This is a genomic window from Adhaeribacter terrigena (genome assembly GCF_016623615.1).
Classification (GTDB): Bacteria; Bacteroidota; Bacteroidia; order Cytophagales; family Hymenobacteraceae; genus Adhaeribacter_A; species Adhaeribacter_A terrigena.
In genome coordinates, this window is sequence record NZ_JAEHFX010000005.1 from 141657 (window position 1) to 166269 (window position 24613).

The window sequence follows — 24613 nt, forward strand, 5'->3', positions numbered from 1 at the left end:
TCCTGACAAATGCTTACAACACGCGAAATTAACTAAAAAGAATCTTACAACGAAATTAATGACGCTCGAAAATCTGCAGGTGCTCTTTTTTAAGAATTACGAAGAAGCGGACATTACTTTCTCTCCTCATATAAACTGCTTTATCGGCCCGAACGGCAGCGGCAAAACCAACCTTCTGGATGCCATTCATTATTTAGCCTTAACCAAAAGCGCTTTCTCAGGTTCCGATCTGCAGAACGTAAAACAGGGCGAAGATTATTTTATGGTGAAAGGCCGATTTCTGCAGGAAACGCAGAAAAACGCTATCCAGATCACCTTCAAAACCGGCCAGAAGAAGATCGTAACGAATAATAAAGCGCCTTACGAAAAAGTGAGCGAACACATCGGTCGTTTCCCGGTGGTTTTAATTTCGCCTTACGATACCGACCTGGTGCGCGAAGGAAGCGAAGAACGCCGCAAGTATTTCGACAGCCTGATCTCGCAACTCAACCACGATTATTTAGATAACCTGCTGCGTTACAATTATTTACTAAAACAGCGCAACAGTTTACTCAAGCAATTTGCCGACCGTAATTATTATGACTCGGATTACCTGCAGGTTTTAACCGAAGAAATGATACCGTTTGCGAAGAAAATTTCGAAAGTGCGCTTTAAGTTTCTGCAGGAATTCGAACCCGTTTTCCAGAAGCAATACCAGTTCTTAAGCGAGAGCTCCGAGGAAGTACGCATTGAATATAAAAGTCAGCTTCCCGGCCAGGATCTGGCATATTTATTAAAGCAAGCCGAACGCAAAGACAGCATTTTGCAGCGCACCACGGTAGGCCCGCACAAAGACGATTTCGTATTTCTGATGGATGAAAATTCGGTGAAAAATTACGGGTCGCAGGGCCAGCAGAAAAGTTTTGTAATTGCCTTAAAGCTGGCCCAGTTCGAATTGTTTGCCGCCGCCAAAAGCCAGAAACCGCTTTTACTGCTCGACGATATTTTTGACCGCCTCGATGAAAAACGCATTGCCAAACTCCTTGAAATGGTTGCCAATCACACCTTCGGTCAGCTTTTCATCACCGATTCACACGCGGAGCGCACGCAGCTTTTCCTCAAAGACCTTTCCGAAGATATCAGGACTTTTGGAGTGAAAAACGGTACCGTTTCTCCCCACCCAACCCTCCCCTAATTCAGGGAGGGCTTTTTCTCTTGTAGTACCGTCAGCTAAAGCAGCCGGCAAGGAAGTCTGAACACGATTTTAAGAGATTTATAGGATGGACAGGATTTCACGCATATCGCCAGCGCAGCGTTCACAAAAATCACGTTATCCAGAAAACTAAAATAAAAGAAAGCTCATTACGGAGGGAACTGACACCAGTTTCTGTGCGAGCGGCCTCCAAGACTTCCGGTGCCACAGGCAGCCCGCCAGGGCAGGAAGGGTTGCAGCCGCGAACGCAGAAACGAAGCCACCCGGCTGGAGGGAGAAAGCTACCTATGAAAGTTAAAAGTTATGAATTAAAAACTAAAGTTTGCTATGAAAACGCTATCCTTTCAAGCACAAAAACTTAATAGTTAAATAAACTACCAACCCGATGAAATCCCTCCTCTCGTCCGGATGACAAAAAAACGCTATGCTTTTATCCACAAAAACCCAACGTTATACTGTGGACAAATTGCCGATAACTTCTGCCCAAAGCCCTTTACCTTTGCCTCAATCCCATTTCTACCCGTACAACCTTTTAACGTTTGCTCCTATGCTAAGACCTCGCTACAACACCGACAAAACCCTCAACAGCCGCAAAGCCGATATTCAGCCGCTGAAGGAAACGTTGCAGGCGCTGGTGAATGCTTATAAACTGCAGGGCAAATTAAACGAAGTAACCATTGTTGAAAGCTGGGAGAAAATTATGGGCCGTGCCATTGCCCTCAAAACCCAGGAGATTTACTTCCGTCACGGCAAATTATTCGTGCGCATTTCTTCCGCCCCGCTCAAGCACGAACTCGTAATGGCCAAAACCAAAGTTATAGACCTGATAAATGCCCAAGTAGGCGTAAAAGCGATTGAAGAAGTAGTGTTTCTTTAAAACAGCTCTTAAAAATACCCTTGCTACCGGGCAGTTTCATGGCGCTAAAAATTCCGGAACATATTTTACAATAAACCGCAACAGCTTTTGTATATTTTGTTATTTTTGCGACAAAATCGCAAATCATGAAATTTACGCTTACTGTTCTGTTTACTATTCTATCATTTTCCGCTTTCAGCCAGAAGGTAAATTATTTAAACGAGCACTTCACGAAGATAAACTTTAAAGAAAAAGCTACTTATTATACCGAAACCGTTAAAACCGGCCCTTCCAGCGGGATTGTTAAAACATATTTCATGAACGGGCAATTGTTCTCGGAAGACTCTTTCTCTAACCTCCGTTACCAGCGGCGCGATGGCCTGACCCGAAACTATTACGGGAATGGCAAACTTAAATCCGAAATAGCTTTTAAAGACGGCGTTTTCCACGGTCCCCTGAAAACGTATTACCCGAGCCAGCGCATGAAAAGAGCCGAACTTTATGAAAACGGCACCTTTGTAAGCGGTAAATGCTTTACCCCCGCCGGCTACGACACCACGTATTTTGCTTTTCAGACCGAACCGCAGTTTCCGGGTGGCAAAGAAGCTGTGGTGCAATACCTGATCAACAACAGCCGCATTCCCATCACCCCGATAGATTATATGCTGATCAAACGCGGATTTTGGCGTTATGTGCTCGTGAAATTTGTAGTTACCGCCGAAGGCAATATAACCGATATAATGATCAGCCGTTCCCTGAGCGAGAAATACGATCGGGAAGCCATGCGCCTGGTAGAACATATGCCCAAATGGAATCCGGGTTTGCAGGATGGCGAAAAAGCGACCATTGAATATACCCTGCCAATCGGCTTTATGCACTAACCTGTTACTTCAACATAGCTTTATACAACTCAAAATCCCGATCGAACCCGTTATAATCGGAGGTAATTTCTTCACCGGGCTCAATATCGCGCGCGGCTACGGTAAAACCTTCGTCGTCTTCGGAAGTATCGAGAGTATTCGGTTCAAAAGAATGGTTAATGAACCGCCCGTCGTCGCCGCAAAGAATGTGCAAATCGCTTGATTTGCTGCGGTACAAGTATTTTTTCAGGTCATCGAGCGGGTATTCTTTTTCCAACTCGGCCAGTTTTTCGTCCGAAATTTTCAGGTCTACGCCTTCGGTATATTTCCAGATAACGGTGTCTTTAGGAATAAACTGATCGGCAAACAAACCAACGCCGCTGATCTGGCTTTGGCCAAGTTTCGTTTTTACGAGTAACATGCTGAAGTATTTAAAATCGTACTGCCAATACGGAAACTTTGCATAAAGGCTGCCATTTTTATTTAAAATATTACCTGCCCCGCAATACCATTTTCCGGCGCCCTTAAATCATTAAATAAATACAATTCACCCTTCCTGAACATATCTCCTACTCAGAAGATCCTCCTTGCTGAAAACATTTTTAAAACGGTATAGTTTTTTGCCTGAAAAGTAGCTTAAGCAGTCAAATACTATTTCGAACTCTTTCTGTATTGAAGCTGTTCGGAATCCGTTACGCGCCTGCTTTAACGTGTTAAACGCCTGTGAAAAACTTTACCCTTCTTACTTTTTTCCTCTTTTTGCATACCGTTTCGGGGCTACTGCTGGCGCAAAGCGGTAGCTGGCAACCGGCGGGCGCTAACCTGGGTTTTCCGCGCACCCTGCTGAAAGCTTCCGAAATTCCGGCCGTTCGGGTATCGTTACAGGATTCTGCCCGGAAAGCACTTTACACTTCGGTTTATTACACCGTAGCACCCACCACCAACGTCTCCGACCCGGACCGCCGTTTGCGCGCCCGGGCCGCAAAGAACATGGCCTTTTCGCGGCTTATCAACTTAAAACCGACTGGCAATTCGGCTTTAGACACCTTAACAGCCGCGGAAAAAACCCAGATCGAAACCAACATCATCTCGCTGCTCGACAACCTGAACCCGGCTGTGGATGCGGTCTGGAGTTACGAAAAATGGCAGTGGCGAAGCAAAGAACTCCTTGATTATTTAATTGCTTACGATCTTTTGCGCGGCGCCAACGTGCCGGTAACCCGATTAGCAACCACCAGAACCAAACTGCAGCAATTTGCCGGCAACCTGTATTCCAACGGTTCGGGGTTTGTAGGCTCGATCAATAACAACCATTTATTCATGACCGCCGCAGCTTTGGGCATGGCCGGCATTGTGCTAAACGACCTGACCAGCTCTACCACTTCCCAGCAACCGCAAAGCTGGATCAACATCGGCATGTATAACCTCGATAACGCCATGTGGCGCAACGCCGGCCGGCAATCGGACCCGGGAATTGTAGCGGGCTACGCCGAAGGACCTTTTTATTTTAAATATGCCATGGAAAACTGCCTGCCTTTTTTCCGGGCATTCGGTAATTTTCTGCCCGACGGCACCTACAGCTTCACGTGGAACAACACCACCCGCCAGATCCGCAACCCCTACTTCGACCCGAATTACGACCTGCTTTACCAATGGATGACCGATATTGCTATGCCCGACGGCCGTTTTCCGGCGCTGGAAGATTCATATACAGATATGGCGATGCCGGAACTGGCGCTTACCGGTAAACCGCAGTTCGTAAAAGCCTTCCACCCCCAAAAAATGGAAGCAGCCCAGCTTACGAGCCTGAATCAGCAACTGGATGGCACCGTAGATCTGCGCGCCAATTACCTGGCAGCCAACCTGAATCCGCTCCCGCAACCCGAAAAAGCGCTCACCACTTTACCTGCGGCCGGCAACCTGATTTTTCGTTCCGGAAATGGCTTTGAAAGCAATTACCTGCACGTGTATGGCAAAAACGGGCGGGCGCTCAACAATTCCGGCGGCCACAACCAGGGCGATGCCAGCAGTTTTATTTTGTACGCCAAAGGTCAGTTATTAGCTTTAGATGCCGGTTATTTAAATTACAACCGTCGCGCCGAAGTGGGCAATGCCAATAACCACAACCTGGTTTTAGTAGATGGCGCCGGCCCGAAGATCGGGACAGCCGGTGCAGCCAACGATGCCGCTGCCTACATCGAAAATACCTTTGAAACCGAAGCGCTAACCTACGGGGAAGTGAGAACGGCCTATTCCGGCGCCAATATTACCCGCAAAACCTTGCAGGTGCGCGGCGAATACTTCCTGATGGCCGATTTTATTTCTGCCGCCGCGCCGCATAATTTCACCTGGCAACTACACGGTTTCGGGCTGGAAAACGGCACGGCTGCGGAAGGCACCTTTACCGATCAGGCAACAAACCACGAAGGCATCTGGCAGAAAAACGGCGTTTCGCTAAAAGCCCACGTTACAGCAGCCGGGGGCGCAAGCGCATACAGCAAAACTACTTCCGCCCACGAAATAACCTATAACCAGGCAAAGAACCATACCACTTTTTTAGTGCAAAAGAATAGCGTTTCGGCCACCCAGTTCTTAGCTGCGCTGCACCCGTACACGGTTCCTAATGCGGTAACTTCTACCCTTTCCCTCCCGAATATGGCCGGTTTAACGCACGTTTCAGCTCATTTTACCGACGTAGTTTTTACCCAGGCCGATACAATTTTGAAAACCGTAACCGTAAATAACCTCCCGGACCCGATAAAAGCCGACGCCAGTTTTACGTTGTTTTCGCTGGATCATGCCGGGGCTTTTGCGCAGCTATTTTTACAGAATGGCACCACGCTTTTTTACGGCACCGAACAAATTCTGAGCAGCAGCAAACGCGCCAATCTCGCCTGGACCCAACGGGCGCCGGGCGAATTCCAGGGCTACGTAAATAAAGCTACCACCCTTTCTGTGCGTGTAACCCATCAACCCAACACCGTAACCGGGCAGCACCTCAGTTCCTGGACCTACAATGCAACCACCCAAACGCTGCAGGCCACCTTTTCGCAGCCATCCGATTTTACTTATAAAGTAATTTCCAACCCCTTACCGGTAGAAATGGTAGGGTTTTGGGCGGAAAAACTAAACGAAAAGGTAAAACTTCGCTGGCAAACGGCTTCTGAAACCAACAGCAAACTTTTCCGGATAGCACGTTCTGCAGATGCCGGAAACTGGGAAACTGTTGCCGAAAAAATGGCCCAGGGAAATTCTTCGAACCTGACGAGTTATGAATTCACCGATGCGCCCGGGTTTTCTGGTTTGGTTTACTACCGCTTAACCCAGGAAGATCAGGACGGAACGGCATCGTTTTCGGATATAAAAGTCGTGAATCTAGAGAAGCAAACACCTGCTGCTTTGCGCCTTTACCCTAACCCCGCTTCCGAAACCCTGCATCTGGAACTTGAAACCAGCCAACCTGAAAATGCGCAGATCCAGATCCGGGACCTGGCCGGCCGCGATGTTTTGAGCCTTAAAAAACAACTCCAGGCGGGCCCAAACAAACTAACCTGCGAAATTGAAAAATTGCCTGCCGGCTTCTATATTCTTTCGGTACAGGGCAAAGAGCAAACGCAGCAGATAAAGTTTATAAAACAGTAGGGATTTCGGGGTAAAAACCGCCGTGCGCGGCAGCGATATTTATTTTCTGTGCGTATAGAGTGCCATCGAAAAACCTGACTCCATGCACCTCCCCGATTTCCGCCCGGTTTCGTACTCCCGTACCACCATTACCGAACTCATGGTTCCGTCCTATGCCAATTTCGGCGGCAAAATTCACGGCGGCATTCTGCTTTCGCTCATGGATAAAGTGGCCTATGCCTGCGCGGCCAAACATGCCGGCAATTATTGCGTTACCGTTACGGTAGATGGTGTGGAATTCCGGCAGCCGGTAGAAGTTGGCGAACTGGTTTCGTTAATGGCTTCGGTAAACTATGTGGGCAATACCTCTTTAATGGTAGGCATAAAAGTAATTGCCGAAAACGTGAAAACCAGAATCGTAAAACATACCAACACTTCTTATATTACCCTGGTAGCCAAAGGCGAAGACGATAAACCTACCCAGGTGCCCGGCCTGACCCTGGAAACCCCGGAAGATGCCCGCCGTTTTCTGGAAGCTATAAAGCGCCGCGAAATTAAAGAACACTCCCGCCAGGCCTTTCAGAACGAAAAAAACCGCCAGACTCTTGCCGAAGACCTGGCGTTTCTCCGCACCGAACGCTGCAAACTTGCTTTCTGAAAAGAAAAACGGTAGCGTTCCAGCCTTAAAAAGTGCTTCGTGCCAAATTATTTTATTCAGAATACCCAAATTATTCTGGTTTCCGTAAAACTTTTTTTGCTTCCGTAAATTATTAATAACAGATCGGTTTCAGGCAATCATTCTTCACCACCAACATAAATCTAAACCTTAAAATCCATGAAAAAACTTTTACTTGCTTTAGCAGTTGCCGTTGCTGCACAATGCAGCGCTTTTGCGCAGGGTTACACCGTAACCACCACTACCGGCACGTACGCCGATCTTACCGGCGCTACGGTAGTAAGCACTTCCGGCTGGGATCCGAACACTGCCAACTTCACTATTCCCATTGGTTTCAACTTTGTGCTCGATGGCATTACCTATACCTCCATGGAAACCGATGGCCTGGGCGACCTTTACTTTACCGATGGCACGAACGATAAATATATTTATCCTTTCGATGCCGTTATAATAGACAAATCGTATCCTTCTACTACCAGCACGTTATCGCCGATCAGTTATTTGCTTAGCGGCACAGCCGGCAGCCGCATTCTGAAGGTTGAATTTAAAAATGCAGGCCTGGTTACCGATCCGCTTGGCACGCCAACCCTTAACCCGAACGACGTGGCTAACTTCCAAGTATGGCTTTACGAAGGTTCTAACAAAATTGAAGTTCGTTACGGCACTGTAAGCGCCGCCAACGTACAAGGCGTTTTCTTTGGCGAAGATGGCCCTAGTGTAGCAGTCGTTACCGGGATAAGCAGCACCGGCATTTCCGGCTTCTTTCTCGAAGGCCTGGCTACTGCCCCAACCGTAACGGTACTTAACCAATCCAGCACGTACATGGGCCTGGATAACATACCGGCATCCGGAACGATCTATACCTTTAACCGGGTAGTGAGCGGCATTGCCAAACAATTAAACCAAACCAATATTGCCGTTTACCCCAACCCGGTTGCCAACGTAATGACCATTAAAGGTTTAACGGCAAAAGGCCAGGCAACCGTAACCATTACCGATGTTTTAGGCAAAGTAGTTTTAACCGAAAAAGTAGCAGCTTCCCAGAACGTATCAGTTAACGTTAGCAACCTCAAAAAAGGCGCTTACTTTGTAGAGGTGGCTTCGGAAGAAGGCCGCAGCTTTAAGCAGATCATCAGGCAATAATTAACTTGCGCAGGCACATTTTCCTGTAAAGTCCCGGCTGCTTCATTGCGGCCGGGACTTTTTTTGTTTCCCATAACGGTTTCGGAGCCGTATAAACCGCAGGCCGTTCTACTCCGGTAAGAGTAGTTTTCACCTCTGAAATACTAGCGTTTTTATGAAGAAAATTGTGCTTATTGGCTTGGCCCTGGCTTTGCTTCTCGGTTATTTGTATTACCGCAGTTTTGTTTCGGGGCCGAAGTACGCCTTACTGCAGGCCAAAGAAGCGGTTCAAAACCACAACATGGCCGCGTTCGAAAAATACGTGAACGTAGAATCGTTAACCAACAGCCTGGTGGACCAGGTAACCGGAACGCCCGGCCTGGCCGAAAACTTTATTCCGGGCTTACAGTTGGGCAAAGGCATGATCGATCTTCTGAAACCAACCCTGGCCAGAGCGGCCCGCACCGAAGTTAAAAATTACGTAGAAACCGGCCGCATCAATACCCGTTTCGAAGGCAATGAAATGTTTTTCTCCCTGGCTGCCATTGCCGGCACCCTTGTAAGCGACGACAGCCAGTTTAAAAGTATTGCTTATGTAAAAGAAAAAAACGACGTAGCACTGGTTGGGTTAGAATTCACGCAGCCCAAATTTGATACTACCGTGGTGCTGGAAGTAAAAATGATAGACCAGGGCAATTACTGGCAGGCAACAGATTTTACCAATGCCGGCGAATTGTTGCAACATATTATCCGCTTACAAAACAAACAGGCCGCAAATCGTTAATTCTAACAAAATTTTCAAAAATGCTTTATTACTGCTTTGTTAAGGCTGTTTTTACCATGAATAAAACCCGATTCCTTAAAGGCTGTTATCCGGGATTTTAAAACCGGGCAATTGCTAACAAAAACCAGTCGAAAAAAAGCAATTATTTTTAAGGACCCAGGCAACGAATTGCACTAAATTAACGACCTATAGATATTAAAGACGCAAAAATAATTTCGGAACCCGCTAACCTTTCAGGGAAAACGGATATTAAGAAATTAGTAACGGTTCGGGAAAGCTGAACCGGATCATGTTGTTTGTTTTTGATGTTGTTTTGTTAAAACGTTTGACTAATCCTCCTGGCCTCTTACAATACGGAGGTGAGAATTGGGTGAGAGCATTTTATCCTTCTGCTATTTGAGCGCCAGGGGCTTAGTCAAATTTTTAACCTTCCTAACCTTCGCAACCGCCGGTAACCCCGCACGCGTCAGGCATTAAAACACTTTGTTCAGACTTTATTTGACATACAATAAAAAACCCGGGCCGAAATATTTCGGCCCGGGTTTTTTATTGTAAAAGCATAGCGTTTTATTCCGGTTTAATTGGGGGTTACAAGCCAGTTTTCTACCTGGTGCATTACACCATTCTGAGCCGTCTCGTCGCCGCTGGTAACCCGCACGCCGTTTATAAGCAACTGGTTACCCTTCCGGAACACGGTAACCTCTTTGCCACTTAAAGTTGTTAATTTAGAACCGTCCTTAAAATCTTCCTGCAGCAGCCGGCCTGCTACCACATGGCTCATTAAAATAGTTTTCAGTTTCCCGGGGTCGGTGTTTTTATATTTTCCCAGCGCAGCATCAGAAGGGGCAAAAAACGTGTAAGGCCCGGTATCCATTAGCACTCCCGAAAGGCCGGCCTGCATCAGGGTTTCTTTCAGCAAAGGGCGCGTTAGGCAGATCTGCTCCATAAGCATTTTGCCGGAAGCCGGTTTTTGCAGCGTAAATGCCGAAACGAACAGTAGCAGCAAAGCCAGCGCAAAAGAATGCAAGGTTGTTTTCATAGCCGGATAAATTAGCGGTAAGCGTGTTTCTAAATATACGAATACCACTATAATCCTGCTAATTTTAACACTAAATACTTTTGGCTTTTAAGCTGAAGCTGATAGCATTAAAAAGGCAAATTGGCCAGAATTTCACCCATAAAATTACCGGCCGCCTGCGGCACCAGAACTAAACCCAATACCACCCCAACCAAAGCACCATAAAAGTGCGCATCGTGGTTTACGTTGTCGCGGCTTTTCTTGGCTTCGTAGTAAGAATAAATGAGATACAACACACCTAAAATAATACCCTTTAAACATATAAATCCATATAGACAGATTTCATTCATAGGATCATACAAAATGCTGGCAAAAATAATGGTAGAAACCCCGCCGCTGGCGCCCAGAGAGTAATAATTGTAGTCGTCTTTGTGCTTGAAATAAGTAGGAATATCCGAAATAATTACCCCGATCACGAATAAAGCCAGAAACCAGAAAGCCCCTAATTCCGGCCCGAAATACGCTTTATATAAACCTTCTACGGCCGCGCCAAAGAAAAACAAGGAGAACATGTTGAAAAATAAATGCCCCCAGTCAGCATGCAGAAAACCGGAAGTTAAAAAACGCCACCATTGATTATTGCGCTTTACGGTGTAGGGATGAAAAACCCAGCTCTGCATAAAATCCGGGCTTTTCCAGGCATAAAGCGAAATGGCAACGTTCAACCCGATCAATATAAAAGTTAAAGACATGTTTTCAGATTTGAAAATGAGGGAATAAGAAAATCAGATATCGTATTTCGTTTGTCCCGTTTGGAGGCAGGGTTACTGCGGGTCTTGCCAGTCGACTTATGAACGTCATCCCAACTTTAGGAGGGTTCTAGCGCAGTTTATAATCTAAGCTAGTTAACTCGCAGGTTCGGGATGCCCGGCTAAATTGACTAAAGTGAGATTCAGAACAGTTAAAAAACGCTATCCTTTTTACCCGAAAAACTCATTTAACAATTAAGCCATTCAGCAATTTAACTCGTCCGCTCCATTAAGCTCAACGCCAGCGCGCGCAGGTATTCTTTCCGTTCCAAAGGCGCATTCACTTTATCAAGGTGCTGCAAGGCTTCGTGGAAATAGGTATTGATCCTGGTTTCGGTTTTGGCTTTTACTTCCAGCAGATCATAAATAGCGGTTACAGCCTTCACTTTTTCCTCCGGATCTGCTACCGTTTTGCCGAGCCAGTTTTTCAGTTCGGTGCGGTGCATTTCGTTTGCATCTTCCATAGCCGTAAGCAGCAGAAACGTCTTTTTACCAGCCAGGATGTCGCCGCCAACCAGTTTCCCGAATTCAGCCGCGTTGCCGTAAACGTCTAAAAGGTCGTCGCGGAGCTGGAAGGCGATGCCGGTTTTTATGCCAAATTCCTGCAGGTTTTTGCGGTCTTCTTCCGAAGCATTTCCTAAAACGGCACCCAGTTCCAAAGCAAAACCCAAGAGCACAGCTGTTTTAAGCGTGATCATTTTCAGGTACTCCGGAATGCTGACATCGGTACGGGTTTCAAAATTCATGTCCAGTTGCTGCCCTTCGCAAACTTCGGCAGCGCATCTGGAAAACAACTTTAAAACTACCGGCAAATGAACAGGCTGCACACCGAAGAATAATTCGTAAGCTTTAACCAGCATCACGTCGCCGCTTAAAATGGCGGTGTTGGCGTTCCATTTTTCGTGCACGGTTTCCTGGCCGCGGCGCAACGGGGCCTGGTCCATGATATCGTCGTGCATTAAAGTGAAGTTGTGGAAAACCTCTACCCCGGCAGCCGGCATTAAAACCTTATCTACTTCATCTTCAAACAAATGATGGGCTAAAACAGTAAGCAACGGCCGGATTCTCTTACCACCCAGGTCCATCATATACCGGATGGGTTCGTAAAGTTCTGGGGGATTTTCGCCGTATTTAATTGTGGATAACGTATGCGCGATCTTCTCCGAAAAAGTAGCTATTGGAATCAAAACGTAAAATAGAATTGTGCAACTGCTAAATTACAACAGCTTTCTTAGATTTCCGGAATTCTTTTGGGGAATGAAAGAATTTGCATTCCGGCCGGTGAGATCAAGCGGCTTAAATTTCCTTAGCAGTAAGTTTTTTATCTAAGGTTAATAACAAACTTAAAAACTGGTCAGATAGATTTTCGATTTCTACTAAACCCCGGTGCGCTTCTTCAATTTGGCCGCTCTTGTAAAGACTAAACAGGCTGTTGGCAGAAGCATTTAATTCCTGCTGCAGCTTTATCAGATCTTTCATTTCAGCCAGGTTGCGGTATTTAGATATGCCGGTGGAATTAAACCAGGTGTTTATGGGTCCGTTTGAGGAAAAGAATTCCGTATCCAGGTTACCCCCGTAAAGCACCGAACGCACCTTAGACTTAAACAGGATGTGTTTAATCCGTAATTGTTGAAAGTCTATATTTGCTTCGTTCATAAATTGTGAGATAACAGGCAGATTTGCGCCAATTAAGCCAGGCTGCTTTTCAGGGCTTCCAGTTCTTTCCTGATCTTTACCTTATCGGTTATTATATAGCCAAACGTGATAATGCCGGCAACTTCGCCTTTTTCAATTAAGGGAAGGTAAGAAATAGTAAAATAGTGTTCCTGTACGTTACCATTATCTTCCCAATCAGAAACAAAAGGCATTTCCAGGGCAATGAACGGCTTTCTGGTATTATATACATTATCCAGGATCTGAATAAAACCTTGCTCCACTGCTTCCGGCAAGGCTTCGGCGGTAGTTTTGCCGAGTAACTGCCGGTTGGGGAACAAGCGTTGGTACTGCGGATTTACCAGTTCGAAACGGTGCTCCGGACCTCTCAGAATGTTGATAACCGCCGGCACCTGCATAATGAGGTTTTCCAGCGTTTGCCGCTTATCCTCCACTTCCTGAAAAGCTGTTTGCAACTGATCTGATAAAACCGACATCTGCTCATTCGATTCCAGCAGTTCCTGCACCATTTGTTTAGTACTGTGAATATCGTAAGTGCTGCCTACGCGCAGGAGTACTTTGCCGCTTTCATCTTTCATGGGCGTGCTGCGCATTAAATGCCACCGGTAATTGCCCTCTTTATCTTTCACCCGTAATTCGGCTTGTAACTCGGTATTATTGGCAAGGGCTTCTTCCGAACGTGTTTTAATTGCTTCCAGATCTTCGGGATGAAAAACTTTAAACCAGTTTTTGCCCATTAAAGCATCTTCGTTTAAGCCGGTATAATCGAGCCAGCGCTGGTTTACGTAGGTACAATTCCCTTCGGCATCGGCAGTATGGATCATTAAGGGCACCGCATCGGTCAGGAATTTAAATTTCTCTTCGCTTGTTTTTCGGGCCTGTCTGGCTAATTCCAATTCAGTTACGTTTACCGCTTTCTGAATAATATATTTTACGTTTCCGTCTTTATCCAGGCCCGGAATATAGGAGGTTTCCCAATACAGTTCTTTATAACCACCACCTTCTTCTTCCGGAATTACCAGGTCGTAGCGGATCACATCCATAACCAGTACTTCCTTGGATTGCAGGGTTTTGTCTAAAGCAATTTTAACCGGGTTTTCTTCATAAGGAACATCCTTTTCCGGAAAGGCTTCTTTCAGAAAATGCAATCCAACTATTTCTTCGCGGGTCCGCATGGTTACTTTCAGGTAAGCATCGGTAGCCGCTAAAACTTTATACTCCGGCGAAACCACAACAAGGCTCTCCGGAACATTAGAAAACAATTCAAAAAAATCCATATGTTCCATTTTAATGATGATAAGCTAAATTTGGCTTAAGCATATAGCCATTTAGCTTATGCAAGGTTTCAAATTTAGTTTATTAAAGGGAAACCCTGAAAAAAATAATCCAAATTTTATCGCTATAATCCAGTAGAAATTTTAAAGGTAGCGTTTAGCAATCCCTGCGTTCCCGGTGCTATTAGATCCAATTTGGCAAATAAGGCAACGTCGCTTGTTCCTTGTTCCGCAAAGCTGTTTAGAATGGTTTATTCAAAGCGGTTTAGAAGAAAAAAGGAAAAGCAGTGCATCTTGGCTACAGCACTTATAAACTAAAAACGCTATCAATTTCTGCCCAAAAAGTGCTGTAATTAAAGAATACTTTTTCCTTTTCCGTTGATGAAAGTTTCCAAATATTCAAAGAATTTATCAAATCCTTTTTCTTCATCTCCGTTATTTTCATCCAATAAAATTGAGCTAAAAACGTTGTGCTTTGTAAATTTCCATTCACCCTTTTCTAAAATCCAAAGCACAAAATCAGCAAAACTTGAATCACCTGGATTGTAAAGGCTTTCATCATTCCACCTAACCATTAGATAACCATTTAGAAAATCCTGAAGTGACGTGATTGATTTTGAAGTTAGCCACATATTAGGTTTTCTTCTTATTAAGTCAAGCATTTCATAAAGCTTTTCAGTCTGAACTACTTTAATTTCTTCACCTTTCTCATTCATATTAAAAGCTTCATTTAAATTTCCCCAAACGCTATAAAAACCAGCCCCAAAACTCTGGAGCTGGTTTTTCAGTCTTAAAGCATAGCGTTTTCCATAGGCAAATTAAAACCCATAAAAATCCCGGATATTCCGTTTGGTAATCGGAACGTGCGGCGCTTCGGAGCTATCCGGGGTTTCTTCGTTGGCGCCGGAGCGTTCCGGGCCTTCATGGGTAACGGCCGGTTTATCGGGAATGTAGCCGCTTTTACCTACGCGGGGTTTGGGCGCTACTTTCGCGCGGTCTTCTCCTCTGCCCTGTCCACCTTTACTACCGCCGCCTTTTCCGCCTTTGCCCTTACGGCCGCGGCTTTCGTAAACGTCGTCTTCGTCGCGGGCATAACGGCTGGAGTTGGTTTCGGTTACCAGGTACAGGTCTATGTTGCGGTCCATCAGGTTTACGGCTTTCACTTCCACGGTAACTTCATCGCCGAAGGTGATCATCCGTTTGTTTTTCTGGCCGATTACCCGGAAATTCTTCGCATCCAATTCGTAGAAATCGTCTTCCAGGTCGGTTAAGCGTACCATGCCTTCGGTGTTGGTTTCTTCAATCAACACGTACAAGCCCCACTCGGTTAAGCCCGAAACAATACCTTTGAACTGACGGCCAATGGTATCCTGCATGTACTCTACCTGCTTGTACTTAATGGAAGCCCGTTCGGCATCGGCGGCGCGTTTTTCCATATCCGAAGAATGTTGACAACGTTCCTCAAATTCCTCTTTCGGCGCTGAATTCGGCTTGGCCAGGTACATTTCTATCAGGCGGTGCGCCATCATATCAGGGTACCTTCTGATTGGCGAAGTGAAGTGCGAATAATGTGGAAAAGCCAGACCAAAGTGCCCTTTCGGCTCGGTGGTGTAAATGGCTTTTGCCATGGTTCTAATGGCCAGGTTTTGTAGGATGCTTTGTTCCGGCTTGCCTTCCATTTGCTCGGTCAGGCTGTTCAGACTTTCGGCTACGTTGTTTTCCTGGATGTTTAAGCGATAGCCAAAACGGCCGGCAAAGTTCGAGAAGTTCTCCAGCTTTTCCGGATCCGGGGCGGCGTGCGTGCGGTACACCATGGTCAGGCGCTCACCTTTCTTTTTCAGGTTGAACACGAACTCCGCCACCTTGCGGTTAGCCAGGAGCATAAATTCCTCGATGAGCTTGTGCGCGTCTTTGCGTTCTTTTATGAACACTTGCGTCGGCTTGTTGTTTTCGTCGAGTTTGAACTTCACTTCTATCGTTTCGAAACTGATGGCGCCATTTTTAAAGCGGCGGTCTTTCAAAATCTTTGCTAGCCGGTTCAAAGTAAGAATTTCTTCCACAAAGTCGCCTTCGCCGGTTTCAATGCGTTCCTGGGCTTCTTCGTAAGCAAATCTGCGGTCGGAATGGATAATGGTTTTTCCGAACCACTGCTGGTGAATGCCGCCGTTATCGTCCATTTCGAACACCGCCGAAAACGTTAATTTATCCTCATTCGGACGAAGCGAGCACAAACCATTCGACAGCCTCTCCGGCAACATCGGGATGGTTCTGTCTACCAGGTAAACCGAGGTAGCGCGGTGATACGCTTCTTTTTCCAGGCGCGAATTGGGTTGCACGTAGTGGGTAACGTCGGCAATGTGCACGCCAATTTCCCAGTTACCGTTCTCCAGTTTTGCTATGGAAAGCGCATCGTCGAAATCTTTGGCATCTACCGGGTCTATGGTAAACGTAGTTACATTCCGCATATCGCGGCGGCGGCCAATTTCTTCGCGGTTAATTTCGTCCGGAATGGCATTCGCTTCGGCTTCCACATCCTCGGGAAACTCGAACGGCAAGCCGAATTCGGCCATAATGGAGTTGATCTCCGCTTCGTGATCGCCGGCCGGACCAAACACGCGAATTACTTCGCCGATCGGTTTTTTATCGGGGTGGCTCGGCCATTCGGTTACTTTTACCAACACTTTATCGCCGTTCTGCGCACCGTTTATGCCTTTTTCGCCGATGAATACATCGAAGTACAGCTTTTTATAATCGGGCACCAGGAATGCAAAGCGCTCTGACACCTCGATGCGGCCCACAATTTCTTCGCGCTTGCGCTCTAAAATTTCCAGCACTTCGCCTTCGGCTTTATCGCCGCGGCCAAAGCTTACTTTTACCTTCACAATGTCATCGTCCATTGCGAATTTCAGCTTATCGGTATATACGCGAATGTCGGTTTCGAGCTCTTCGGTTATAACGAAAGCGTACTTAGGCGTGGCCAGGTCAACTTTACCGATCACAATTTTGGTTTCCGGGTTGAAGATATAGTCGCCGTTGTCGAGCAGCATAATGTCGCCTTCCTTCTTCAATTGCTTCAGGTGCTCGTATACCAGTTCGCGACCGGCCTGCGTGGTTACGCTCAGCCTGCGGAGTATTTGCTTGGGTGAAAATACTTTGCCTATGTTTTTAGAGAAAATACTGGCAACGCGGTGTTTTGAAATATCTTCAGACAAGCCGCCTTTTTTCTTGCGTCTTGCGTCTTCTTTTGGTTCTTCGGAAGCGTTTCTTCCTTTTCTATTTCTTTGCATTTACTAATGTCTATACTTTTTTATCTCTTAAGTATACTGTTTTTTCTATAAAGGTTACGATTAAGAGAAAGTTAAATTTAATTGTTTGTGAAAAATTGCGGTGAAAGGAGATTTTTTAGGCTAATAAAGCCTGAAAGAAAGGAGTTTTGGAAATAAAATTAATAGCGTTTTCGCCAAGACTACTGCCGTTTGGGATGGGGCAGCATTGTAAAAGGTTTTGGCAGGGGTTTTAGTTCAAAGGATGGTTTTCTATTTTATTGCGTTATTTCGTTTTTGATTGTTACCAAGCTGCTCCGCCAAACCGATCAGAAGTCCTTCGGAGTTTCGAATATAGCAGAGCCGGTAGGAGTTTTCGTACTGCACAATTTCGCCAACGAGCTGGGCGCCGTGTTTTATGAGCCTGGAAACCAGCTCATCGATGTCTGCAACGGTAAACATAACCCGCAGATAACCTAAGGCATTTACCGGAGCGGTGCGGTGATCTGAGATAGTAGCCGGGGTTATAAACCGCGAAAGTTCGAGACGGCTGTGGCCATCGGGCGTAACCATCATCGCAATTTCTACCTGTTGGTTTCCAAGTCCGGTAACGCGACCAGCCCATTCGCCTGCTATGGTGGCGCGACCTTCCAGCGTGAGGCCTATTTCCGTGAAAAAGGCGATAGCGTTATCTAAAGATTCTACCACGATGCCCACATTGTCCATCCGAAGTAATTTATTTTCTGACATAGCTCGCTGGTTAAGGAAAGGTTGGCCTGAGAGGGGGGTTAGATAAGTAACCCGGCGTTTACGGTTTTACTTTCACGATTTTATCTTCTTTGAGAATAACCAGTTCGCTATTCATTTTTCTTTTAAACTCGATCAGCTTCTCGTAAACTTTATCCATTCCTTCCAGAATCTTGGTTTGGTTGGATGTTCTTTTATATTTCGCCATTGAAGTAGCTTTTTAATTTGCTGAATTTAATTTCATCTAAAATATCGATCTCGCTCACTAATGTCTTTTCAGCAATCAGATCGGGCTTCCCTTCGGAGTTATCGAAGATCATTACCTCATCCGCAATAGCCAGATAGATCTCAAAAAGGTTTTTAATACCATTATGGTACCTGCGTTTTATTACGTCGGTTTCAATATTGTGGCCGCCTTCTAAAACCCGGGTTTTAACGCGTTCTATAGCTAGTTCAACATTTTGCAGCCAGAAAAACAACAAGGTAACGTTATAGCCTTGCTGCTGCGCCTGAAGAATTTTATTTTTATAACTTTTGGTGGCTAAAGTTGTCTCGAAAGCGAAGTTTATATTGCTTTGCAGCAGTTCGTATATCCGGTGAAGCATAATGCGGCCTGCTTCAAAAGAAACCTTTTCGGGCTGGAAAGGCGATAAGCCTTTGGCTATTTCGTCGGCATTTACAAACTCTTTACAATTCAGAATTTCAGGCAGAATGGTAAAGGAAGCAGTGGTTTTTCCGGCTCCGTTGCAACCTGCAATTATGTAAAGATTTTTAGCCATTATTCAAAGATAAGCAAATTCAAAGTTTTGTTCATTTTTAAAACGCTATCCTTAAGCCTTAAAAACTCCCAGGTTTACAAGCCCTTCTCCTGCGCTTCAAACCCATCCCGGATTGCCGCTTCAAGTATTTCAAGGTTTATAGCCTGCAGCGATTTGAACTTAATGCAATACCCGGTCACGCTCGCCTTGCCTATTTTTTCGCCATACGTTTTGGCTAAGTAGGTCTTATCATCGATGCCAAGAATATAGACCGAGATTCCGGTTTTGTTTGCACTGAGGCCAATCTGATAAAACTCCCTGGTTTTTCCATCGGCATAGTTTATGGTGTGAAGTCCATAGCCGATATTCGGATTAGCAACCGTTTTACCCTCATCGTTTTTACCATCCAAGAACCATAATTTACAGGCTGGCTTTACGCGTAAAATAAGGCGGTGCAACGCTTGCAGATCGCTGCGTTTTGGTTCAGGTTGACTGGAAATATACGCTTCGATCTGTTCCTGAACGTTCATCTAAAATATAAAATTAGAGGTTGCTTTAGCTTCGCTCAGTTCGCTGTCGCTCGGGTGCCGGTGCTGTAAACTTGCCGCTAACGGCCTTGTGCATAAATTGGGCAAAGCATCGCCGAAGCCTGAATGATGCTCTTTGTTGGCAAAAGTTGCTTATTTTAAATGTTATTCTTTTATAAAAATGAAGCACTGAATATTGTCTGTTTCATTCATTGTAAAGGAAGACTGAAGTCTCCACCCTTTCATTGTGAATTCATTTAGGAGATCGTTCAGGGACTTCGAAACCAAAGCCAATCCTTTCTCTTGAAATTTACCTTCTAAAGCTTTTTGAATCGTTTCTTTTCCTGCCTCACTTATATATACTTTGTTTTTTCCATTTGGCTCCCAGTCGATCAAAATAGTCAACGTTTCTGAAGTTTTACTTTGAGCGCAGACATTCAGGGAAGTCGCAAGAATAAATAAGAGTAATGAGATTGAAATTAACTGTTTCATATATCTTAGTTTAAATGTTTGCTAACTTCCGGAGAAACAACATTACAGCGTTTTGGGTTGGTTGAAAACGCTATGGTTTTGGAGGGAAAAAGTACAGGATACAAGCTGGCATCAACAAAGATTTCTTTTTCAAATTGGTAATGTAGCTTGTCCATCGTGTTTATTTTTAGTCTTGGTTGGTTTTGTATTTTTCTTTTTGGCGGTTTTTTCCTTGATTTCTTTTTTCTCTTGCTTGATTTCTGGTTCTTTTACAACTGTATATCCGTTTTCCACCTCTGGATATACCTTTTCTTTTGGTGCCCACGTTTTAAGGTTTTCAATTTCAAAATATCTCGTTGATTTCTTAATTGCTGAAATGAAACTTTCTCGTTCATCAATTGTCTCAATGTTTTGTCCGAAAAGTTTGAAGTTTGGAATATTTAATGGTTCAACAACAAACATTTCATAGCTATACCTTTTTTCGTTATAAAACTGTCTTAGCTCCATAAGAAGTCTCCCTAAAGCGTTGGTGCCTTTTAATATTTTTTCATCTTTTTTATCCCTAATTGCACCCCAAAAATCATCTTTACTACTATCTTCAACTATTGGCTTGTCAAAAGTACTTTCCAATAGTTTTCCAAATTCAATAAAGTTCTGTGCAAGTTTAACTCTTAAACTCCATCGCATTATTTTAATACGAGTATCCTCCCAATCCACTCTGGAATTGTTTCTAAATGGTTTACCCACCATTTTAGCTGACATTGGACTTCTCTCCTTAATTATTCTTTCTTGTATGTCTGGTAAGTGAGGGAATCTACAGGCCTGATATATTGCTTCAGAAGTAAGTATATGAACACCATTCACTTTCAATGGAAAACCTGAAGCCATATTAGAAAGCCCTCCATACAGTTCTTTAGTCTTTCTAAATACACAACACTCAGATGCATTATAGATTTTATGTTCGTGCTTTCTTGCTTCCATAATTTAGAAAGGTAAATCATCATTATAATCAAACTCTAATTCCAAGGAATTGAGTTTTTCATAAACAATCTCACAAGTAGGATTTTTAGTGGAAAATAATTTTAAATCAGCCTCATTAATTTTCATTCTCTTTATATGTAATATTTTTAATTTGCGTAATGAAAATAAAGGTTTAATATCTGTAACAAGATTATTTCCTAGCCTTAATTCAACAAGTTCTGATAATTGTGAGAGTGGAGACAAATCGCTAATTGGAGAATAATCAATAAATAAGGTTTTTATATTATGTAATGATGCTAAAGGTCTAATACTGCTTAGGTTTAAACTTCTAATTGTTAGATGTCTCAAATTTTTAAATTTTAATAATGGAGTCAAATCGCTAACCCCGTAATCTTCAGATGGAGGCTCATTCTCCCACCAATTTATCCAAAGTTCATCTATGCTTTCAATTTTACCTAACTCATATTCATTTGGCACATATTCCTTATTAAATACTTTTTCTCTATTTTCTACCGTGTCCAATCCTATGAGGTTGCACTTTATTATTTCCTTCCATTCATCATTTAAACTGTTATAATATATTTCGTTTTCATTCTTCACGCTAAAAAAAAAAATTGCCCCCTCTTGTCACCTTGAAAAGTGGTGTAAAGCCACCACCAGAATACCAAAAGACTAAAGGCGCATTATTTGGGACATTTCGCCAAGTAAAGCATAATGCGCCAAACCCAAAATTCTTTAAAGAAGGAATAGAATAACCAAGTGCCCTCATATTTCTATTATTTGGATTAGCATTTTGCAGTATTTCAATTCCTTTATGAAGGAAAGCATTTTCAACAATTACCCTATTTTGTGGACTTGTAAAGAATTGTTCATTAATTGGAAGCCCTTCTGGCCTATAAAATTCTTCAGGGCTTGTTCTATCATACTGCTGGGTATGATTGTCTACCAATTCAATTATTTCATCTTTATAAGCAATAACGCTCTGTGGTTGCCCATCTTCAAGTGGATATATCAAGTCAATTTTTGAGCTTTGTCCTATTCCATTTTCTATTTCACTCATTCGATACATTTTGTGGTTGTTAGAAACCTCATTTGAGATCTTAAATCTCATTTCTGCTTTCTTTTTGTGGTAGTTCTTTTCGTGAATGAAAACATATGCAAAGACCAAAATAGTCGAGCCATCAGAAACTGCTTGTTTATTTGTTTTACCGCTAGAAAATTCTTTTTCCGACCACTCTTTTGTATCTGAGATTAGCGTTAGCCCTGTACAGAGGATATCGTCAATATAGATTGAATATTTTTTAGAACTTGTTCCACAATCTGCAAGTGAAAGGCGATATTTTTCTTGGATATGGTCGTTAAATAATGAGAGCATTATTCTTTGGCTCTTCCCTTCCGGTTGAAGATTAAGAAAGTCTGAGTTTTTGAGAAATTCCATAGGACTTGTAAAGCCGAAGTCCTTCGTCAGGACATTAATGACGTCATCTAAAAAACCTTTTACCTTAGATTTTGAGCAATATCTTTTCTTAAAAATGTTGTCAAGCTCTACAAGAATAGGTGCTTTTTGATTGTTATCAAATTGATTAATCCAATTTCTAATTCTGTTTGGTGTGATATGAACTAGAGGGTTGTTTTCGTCAGTTCTATAATCCTTAATAGTGGAGAAAACGGCTTCAATTAACTTATCAAGATTTTCATTTGCTCCATCTAATATTAAAGCATTGATTGTGTTCTTTAGACTTTGAGAGTTTGAAATCAATTCGCCCTTAAAAGTCCATTTTGTGCCAACTTTGTTCGAAGCAGTTCCCGATAAAATATTATTTACTATTTGGCCTTCTAGAACGGCATATCCATTATTATGAGAAATAATTATTTTGTCACCTTTTATATCCCATTTTGAAAGGTTAGAGTTGTGTCTTAAAATACCATTAGGCAAAAACTCATAAATACAATCAGCTAAATCTTTCGCCGTTTGAGTCATATTCCATTTGGTTCCAATGATTGTTTCTACCTCCATAGTTGTCTTTTTAGAAATATCAAGTAGTAAAATTTATAAACACCGATGCTCCTCCAACTAACTGAAGTTGGAATTGATGTGTATCAAATTTAACAAAATATATTAGTAAAGCATTAGAAAAACGCTATCCTTTCAGCCCCAAAAACTCCCAAGCTTACAAACCCTTCCTCCGCTCCTGCGCCTTCCGGATATCCGCCACATCGCCTTTGGGAATGGCCGCGATCAGGTCGCGGGTGTAATCGTTTTGGGGTTGGTTGAAAATCTGCTCCGGCGTACCGCTTTCAATGATCCGGCCCTGGTTCATCACAAAAATGCGGTCGCTCATATATTTGGCTACCGAAAGGTCGTGCGTAATGAACAGGTAGGTTATGCCCATTTCGCGCTTTAGTTTGTTCAGCAAATTCAGCACCTGCGCCTGCACCGAAACATCCAGCGCCGAAACCGATTCGTCGCAGATTATGCATTTCGGACTAAGCGCCAACGCCCGGGCAATGCTGATGCGCTGCCGCTGTCCGCCAGAAAACTCGTGTGGATAACGATCGAAATGTGCCGCCGTAAGTCCAACAGTTTCAAGAAGTTCATTTACTTTTTCGCACCGTTCCTTCCCGTTTTTCAGGATGTTGTGCACCTTCATCGGCTCCATAATGGTTTCGCCCACGGTCAGCATCGGGTTCAGGCTCGCGTACGGATCCTGAAAAACCATCTGGAAATTCTTCCGGCTTTTGCGCAACGCTTCCTGGCTCAAACCGGCAATATCGATATCGTTAAAAATAATGCGGCCCGAAGTAGGTTCTACCAACCGTAAAAGCGTGCGCCCCAATGTCGTTTTTCCACACCCCGATTCGCCTACCAAACCCACCGTTTCGCCGGGAAATATCTCAAAATCTACGCCGTCTACAGCCCGCACGTATTCTTTTACCTTCCCGAAGAAGTTCTTTTTAATGGGGAAATGTACGCGCAGATCATCTACTTTTACCAGCGGTTTGGTACTTTGCTGCATTAATTGTTTCCGCTTCAGCTCCGCCATTGTATCAATATAATTATTAACCACACCCGGCAGCGAATCGTCTTTTACAAAAGGCTTTTCCACAATTTCGCCGGTCGGCAAAACTTCCATAAAATCGGAAACGGTAGGCAAAACGGGCTGAAAAGTAATGATCTTCGGCCGACAGGCCAGCAAGGCTTTGGTGTACGGGTGCTGCGGATTGGTAAAAATATCGAGCACGTTTCCCTGCTCCACAATGTTGCCTTTGTACATCACCATCACGCGGTCGGCAATTTCGGCAACCACGCCCAGATCGTGGGTGATGAATAAAATAGAAGTGCCTTTGCGTTCGCGCAGTTCATTCAGCAGTTCCAGGATGTGCGCCTGCACGGTAACGTCCAGCGCGGTAGTTGGTTCGTCGGCAATCAGCACCGAAGGTTCGCAGGCCATTGCCATTGCGATCATCACGCGCTGCTTTTGTCCGCCGGAAATTTCGTGTGGATAAGCCTTCAGCATTTTCTCCGGCCGCGGCAATTTTACCTGTTGAAAAAGCGCCAGCGTTCTGGCTTCTGCTTCTTTCCGGCTAAGATTTTCGTGAAGTTGCAGCACTTCCATCACCTGCCGTCCACAGGTATAGACCGGGTTCAGCGAGGTCATCGGTTCCTGGAAGATCATCGAAATTTCTGAACCGCGCAGCTTTTCCATCTGCTTTTCCGGCAGCTTCAGCAGATCAACTTCCCCAAATTTCTTCGACTGCAATACCGCCGAACCACCCGTAATTTTCCCCGGCGGATCGTTGATCAGCTGCATCAAAGAAAGCGAAGTAACCGATTTCCCGGAACCTGATTCACCCACAATAGCCACTGTTTCGCCGGCCATCAGATCGAACGAAATATTGTTCACCGCTTTCACAAAACCGTGCTGCGAACGGAATTGCGTTTCGAGGTTACGGACGCTTAAAAGAGGCTTTATTGACAA

At 44.3% G+C, this 24613-nt stretch carries 24 protein-coding genes; 7 read left to right on the plus strand and 17 right to left on the minus strand.

The features are described 5' to 3' along the window. Positions 1-58: 58 nt before the first annotated feature. The 3 genes from recF to I5M27_RS11190 all read left to right on the plus strand — a co-directional run bounded on the left by recF (position 59) and on the right by I5M27_RS11190 (position 2929). Positions 59-1174 carry a DNA replication/repair protein RecF gene (gene recF, locus I5M27_RS11180; protein WP_200506299.1) on the plus strand — a complete coding sequence of 372 codons (1116 nt, stop codon included), beginning with the start codon at positions 59-61 and terminating at the stop codon, positions 1172-1174. A gap of 565 nt (positions 1175-1739) precedes the next feature. Beyond that, positions 1740-2069: a DUF721 domain-containing protein gene (locus I5M27_RS11185; protein ID WP_200506300.1), complete on the plus strand. Its 330-nt coding sequence runs from the start codon at positions 1740-1742 to the stop codon at positions 2067-2069. A 125-nt stretch (positions 2070-2194) separates the two neighbouring features. After that, positions 2195-2929: an energy transducer TonB gene (locus tag I5M27_RS11190; protein ID WP_200506301.1), complete on the plus strand. Its 735-nt coding sequence runs from the start codon at positions 2195-2197 to the stop codon at positions 2927-2929. A gap of 4 nt (positions 2930-2933) precedes the next feature. Here I5M27_RS11190 and I5M27_RS11195 read toward each other — a convergent pair whose 3' ends face one another. After that, positions 2934-3329, minus strand: a complete 396-nt coding sequence (locus I5M27_RS11195) for an SET domain-containing protein (RefSeq protein WP_200506302.1) — start codon at positions 3327-3329, stop codon at positions 2934-2936. 302 nt (positions 3330-3631) lie between these two features. Here I5M27_RS11195 and I5M27_RS18810 point away from each other — a divergent pair, with 302 nt between their 5' ends. From I5M27_RS18810 to I5M27_RS11215, 4 genes are all read left to right on the plus strand, one after another. Then, the gene (locus I5M27_RS18810) at positions 3632-6550 is read left to right on the plus strand and encodes a T9SS type A sorting domain-containing protein (RefSeq protein ID WP_200506303.1); all 2919 of its coding nucleotides are present in this window, start codon (positions 3632-3634) and stop codon (positions 6548-6550) included. Between the two features lie 82 nt (positions 6551-6632). Continuing rightward, a complete protein-coding gene (locus tag I5M27_RS11205; RefSeq protein ID WP_200506304.1) occupies positions 6633-7187 on the plus strand; it encodes an acyl-CoA thioesterase in 555 nt (184 codons plus the stop codon). A 177-nt stretch (positions 7188-7364) separates the two neighbouring features. Beyond that, entirely contained in the window at positions 7365-8348 is a 984-nt protein-coding gene (locus tag I5M27_RS11210; protein WP_200506305.1) for a T9SS type A sorting domain-containing protein, read from the plus strand. Positions 8349-8502: 154 nt separating this feature from the next. Continuing rightward, complete coding sequence (locus I5M27_RS11215; RefSeq protein ID WP_200506306.1) at positions 8503-9111, plus strand: DUF2939 domain-containing protein; 609 nt, start codon at positions 8503-8505, stop codon at positions 9109-9111. Between the two features lie 577 nt (positions 9112-9688). Here the strand turns inward: I5M27_RS11215 and I5M27_RS11220 are convergent. The 16 genes from I5M27_RS11220 to I5M27_RS11295 form a co-directional block, all read right to left on the minus strand. Beyond that, positions 9689-10150 carry a fasciclin domain-containing protein gene (locus tag I5M27_RS11220; RefSeq protein ID WP_200506307.1) on the minus strand — a complete coding sequence of 154 codons (462 nt, stop codon included), beginning with the start codon at positions 10148-10150 and terminating at the stop codon, positions 9689-9691. 107 nt (positions 10151-10257) lie between these two features. Beyond that, entirely contained in the window at positions 10258-10881 is a 624-nt protein-coding gene (locus tag I5M27_RS11225; protein ID WP_200506308.1) for a rhomboid family intramembrane serine protease, read from the minus strand. A 269-nt stretch (positions 10882-11150) separates the two neighbouring features. Beyond that, positions 11151-12122: a polyprenyl synthetase family protein gene (locus I5M27_RS11230; RefSeq protein ID WP_200506467.1), complete on the minus strand. Its 972-nt coding sequence runs from the start codon at positions 12120-12122 to the stop codon at positions 11151-11153. Positions 12123-12234: 112 nt separating this feature from the next. Beyond that, positions 12235-12594, minus strand: a complete 360-nt coding sequence (locus tag I5M27_RS11235; RefSeq protein WP_200506309.1) for a histidine kinase — start codon at positions 12592-12594, stop codon at positions 12235-12237. 32 nt (positions 12595-12626) lie between these two features. Continuing rightward, positions 12627-13889, minus strand: coding sequence for a PAS domain-containing protein (locus I5M27_RS11240; RefSeq protein WP_200506310.1), 1263 nt, complete (start codon positions 13887-13889; stop codon positions 12627-12629). Positions 13890-14239: 350 nt separating this feature from the next. Continuing rightward, complete coding sequence (locus I5M27_RS11245) at positions 14240-14602, minus strand: hypothetical protein (RefSeq protein ID WP_200506311.1); 363 nt, start codon at positions 14600-14602, stop codon at positions 14240-14242. 102 nt (positions 14603-14704) lie between these two features. After that, positions 14705-17173, minus strand: coding sequence for a ribonuclease R (gene rnr / locus I5M27_RS11250; protein WP_200506312.1), 2469 nt, complete (start codon positions 17171-17173; stop codon positions 14705-14707). Between the two features lie 249 nt (positions 17174-17422). Next, on the minus strand, positions 17423-17899 hold the full coding sequence (locus I5M27_RS11255) for a VOC family protein (protein ID WP_200506313.1): 477 nt from the start codon (positions 17897-17899) through the stop codon (positions 17423-17425). Between the two features lie 58 nt (positions 17900-17957). Beyond that, positions 17958-18104 carry a hypothetical protein gene (locus tag I5M27_RS11260; protein WP_200506314.1) on the minus strand — a complete coding sequence of 49 codons (147 nt, stop codon included), beginning with the start codon at positions 18102-18104 and terminating at the stop codon, positions 17958-17960. Continuing rightward, on the minus strand, positions 18091-18675 hold the full coding sequence (locus I5M27_RS11265) for a zeta toxin family protein (RefSeq protein ID WP_200506315.1): 585 nt from the start codon (positions 18673-18675) through the stop codon (positions 18091-18093). Before I5M27_RS11265 ends, I5M27_RS11260 begins: the two co-directional genes overlap by 14 nt. A gap of 74 nt (positions 18676-18749) precedes the next feature. Beyond that, complete coding sequence (locus I5M27_RS11270) at positions 18750-19184, minus strand: DUF1801 domain-containing protein (RefSeq protein WP_200506316.1); 435 nt, start codon at positions 19182-19184, stop codon at positions 18750-18752. A gap of 162 nt (positions 19185-19346) precedes the next feature. Continuing rightward, the gene (locus I5M27_RS11275) at positions 19347-19673 is read right to left on the minus strand and encodes a hypothetical protein (RefSeq protein ID WP_200506317.1); all 327 of its coding nucleotides are present in this window, start codon (positions 19671-19673) and stop codon (positions 19347-19349) included. Between the two features lie 129 nt (positions 19674-19802). After that, positions 19803-20633: an NADAR family protein gene (locus tag I5M27_RS11280; RefSeq protein WP_200506318.1), complete on the minus strand. Its 831-nt coding sequence runs from the start codon at positions 20631-20633 to the stop codon at positions 19803-19805. Positions 20634-20636: 3 nt separating this feature from the next. Continuing rightward, positions 20637-21233, minus strand: coding sequence for a leucine-rich repeat domain-containing protein (locus tag I5M27_RS11285; RefSeq protein ID WP_200506319.1), 597 nt, complete (start codon positions 21231-21233; stop codon positions 20637-20639). Position 21234: 1 nt separating this feature from the next. Continuing rightward, entirely contained in the window at positions 21235-22650 is a 1416-nt protein-coding gene (locus I5M27_RS11290) for a phosphoribosyltransferase-like protein (protein WP_200506320.1), read from the minus strand. Positions 22651-22804: 154 nt separating this feature from the next. Beyond that, positions 22805-24613 carry an ABC transporter ATP-binding protein gene (locus I5M27_RS11295; RefSeq protein ID WP_200506321.1) on the minus strand — a complete coding sequence of 603 codons (1809 nt, stop codon included), beginning with the start codon at positions 24611-24613 and terminating at the stop codon, positions 22805-22807.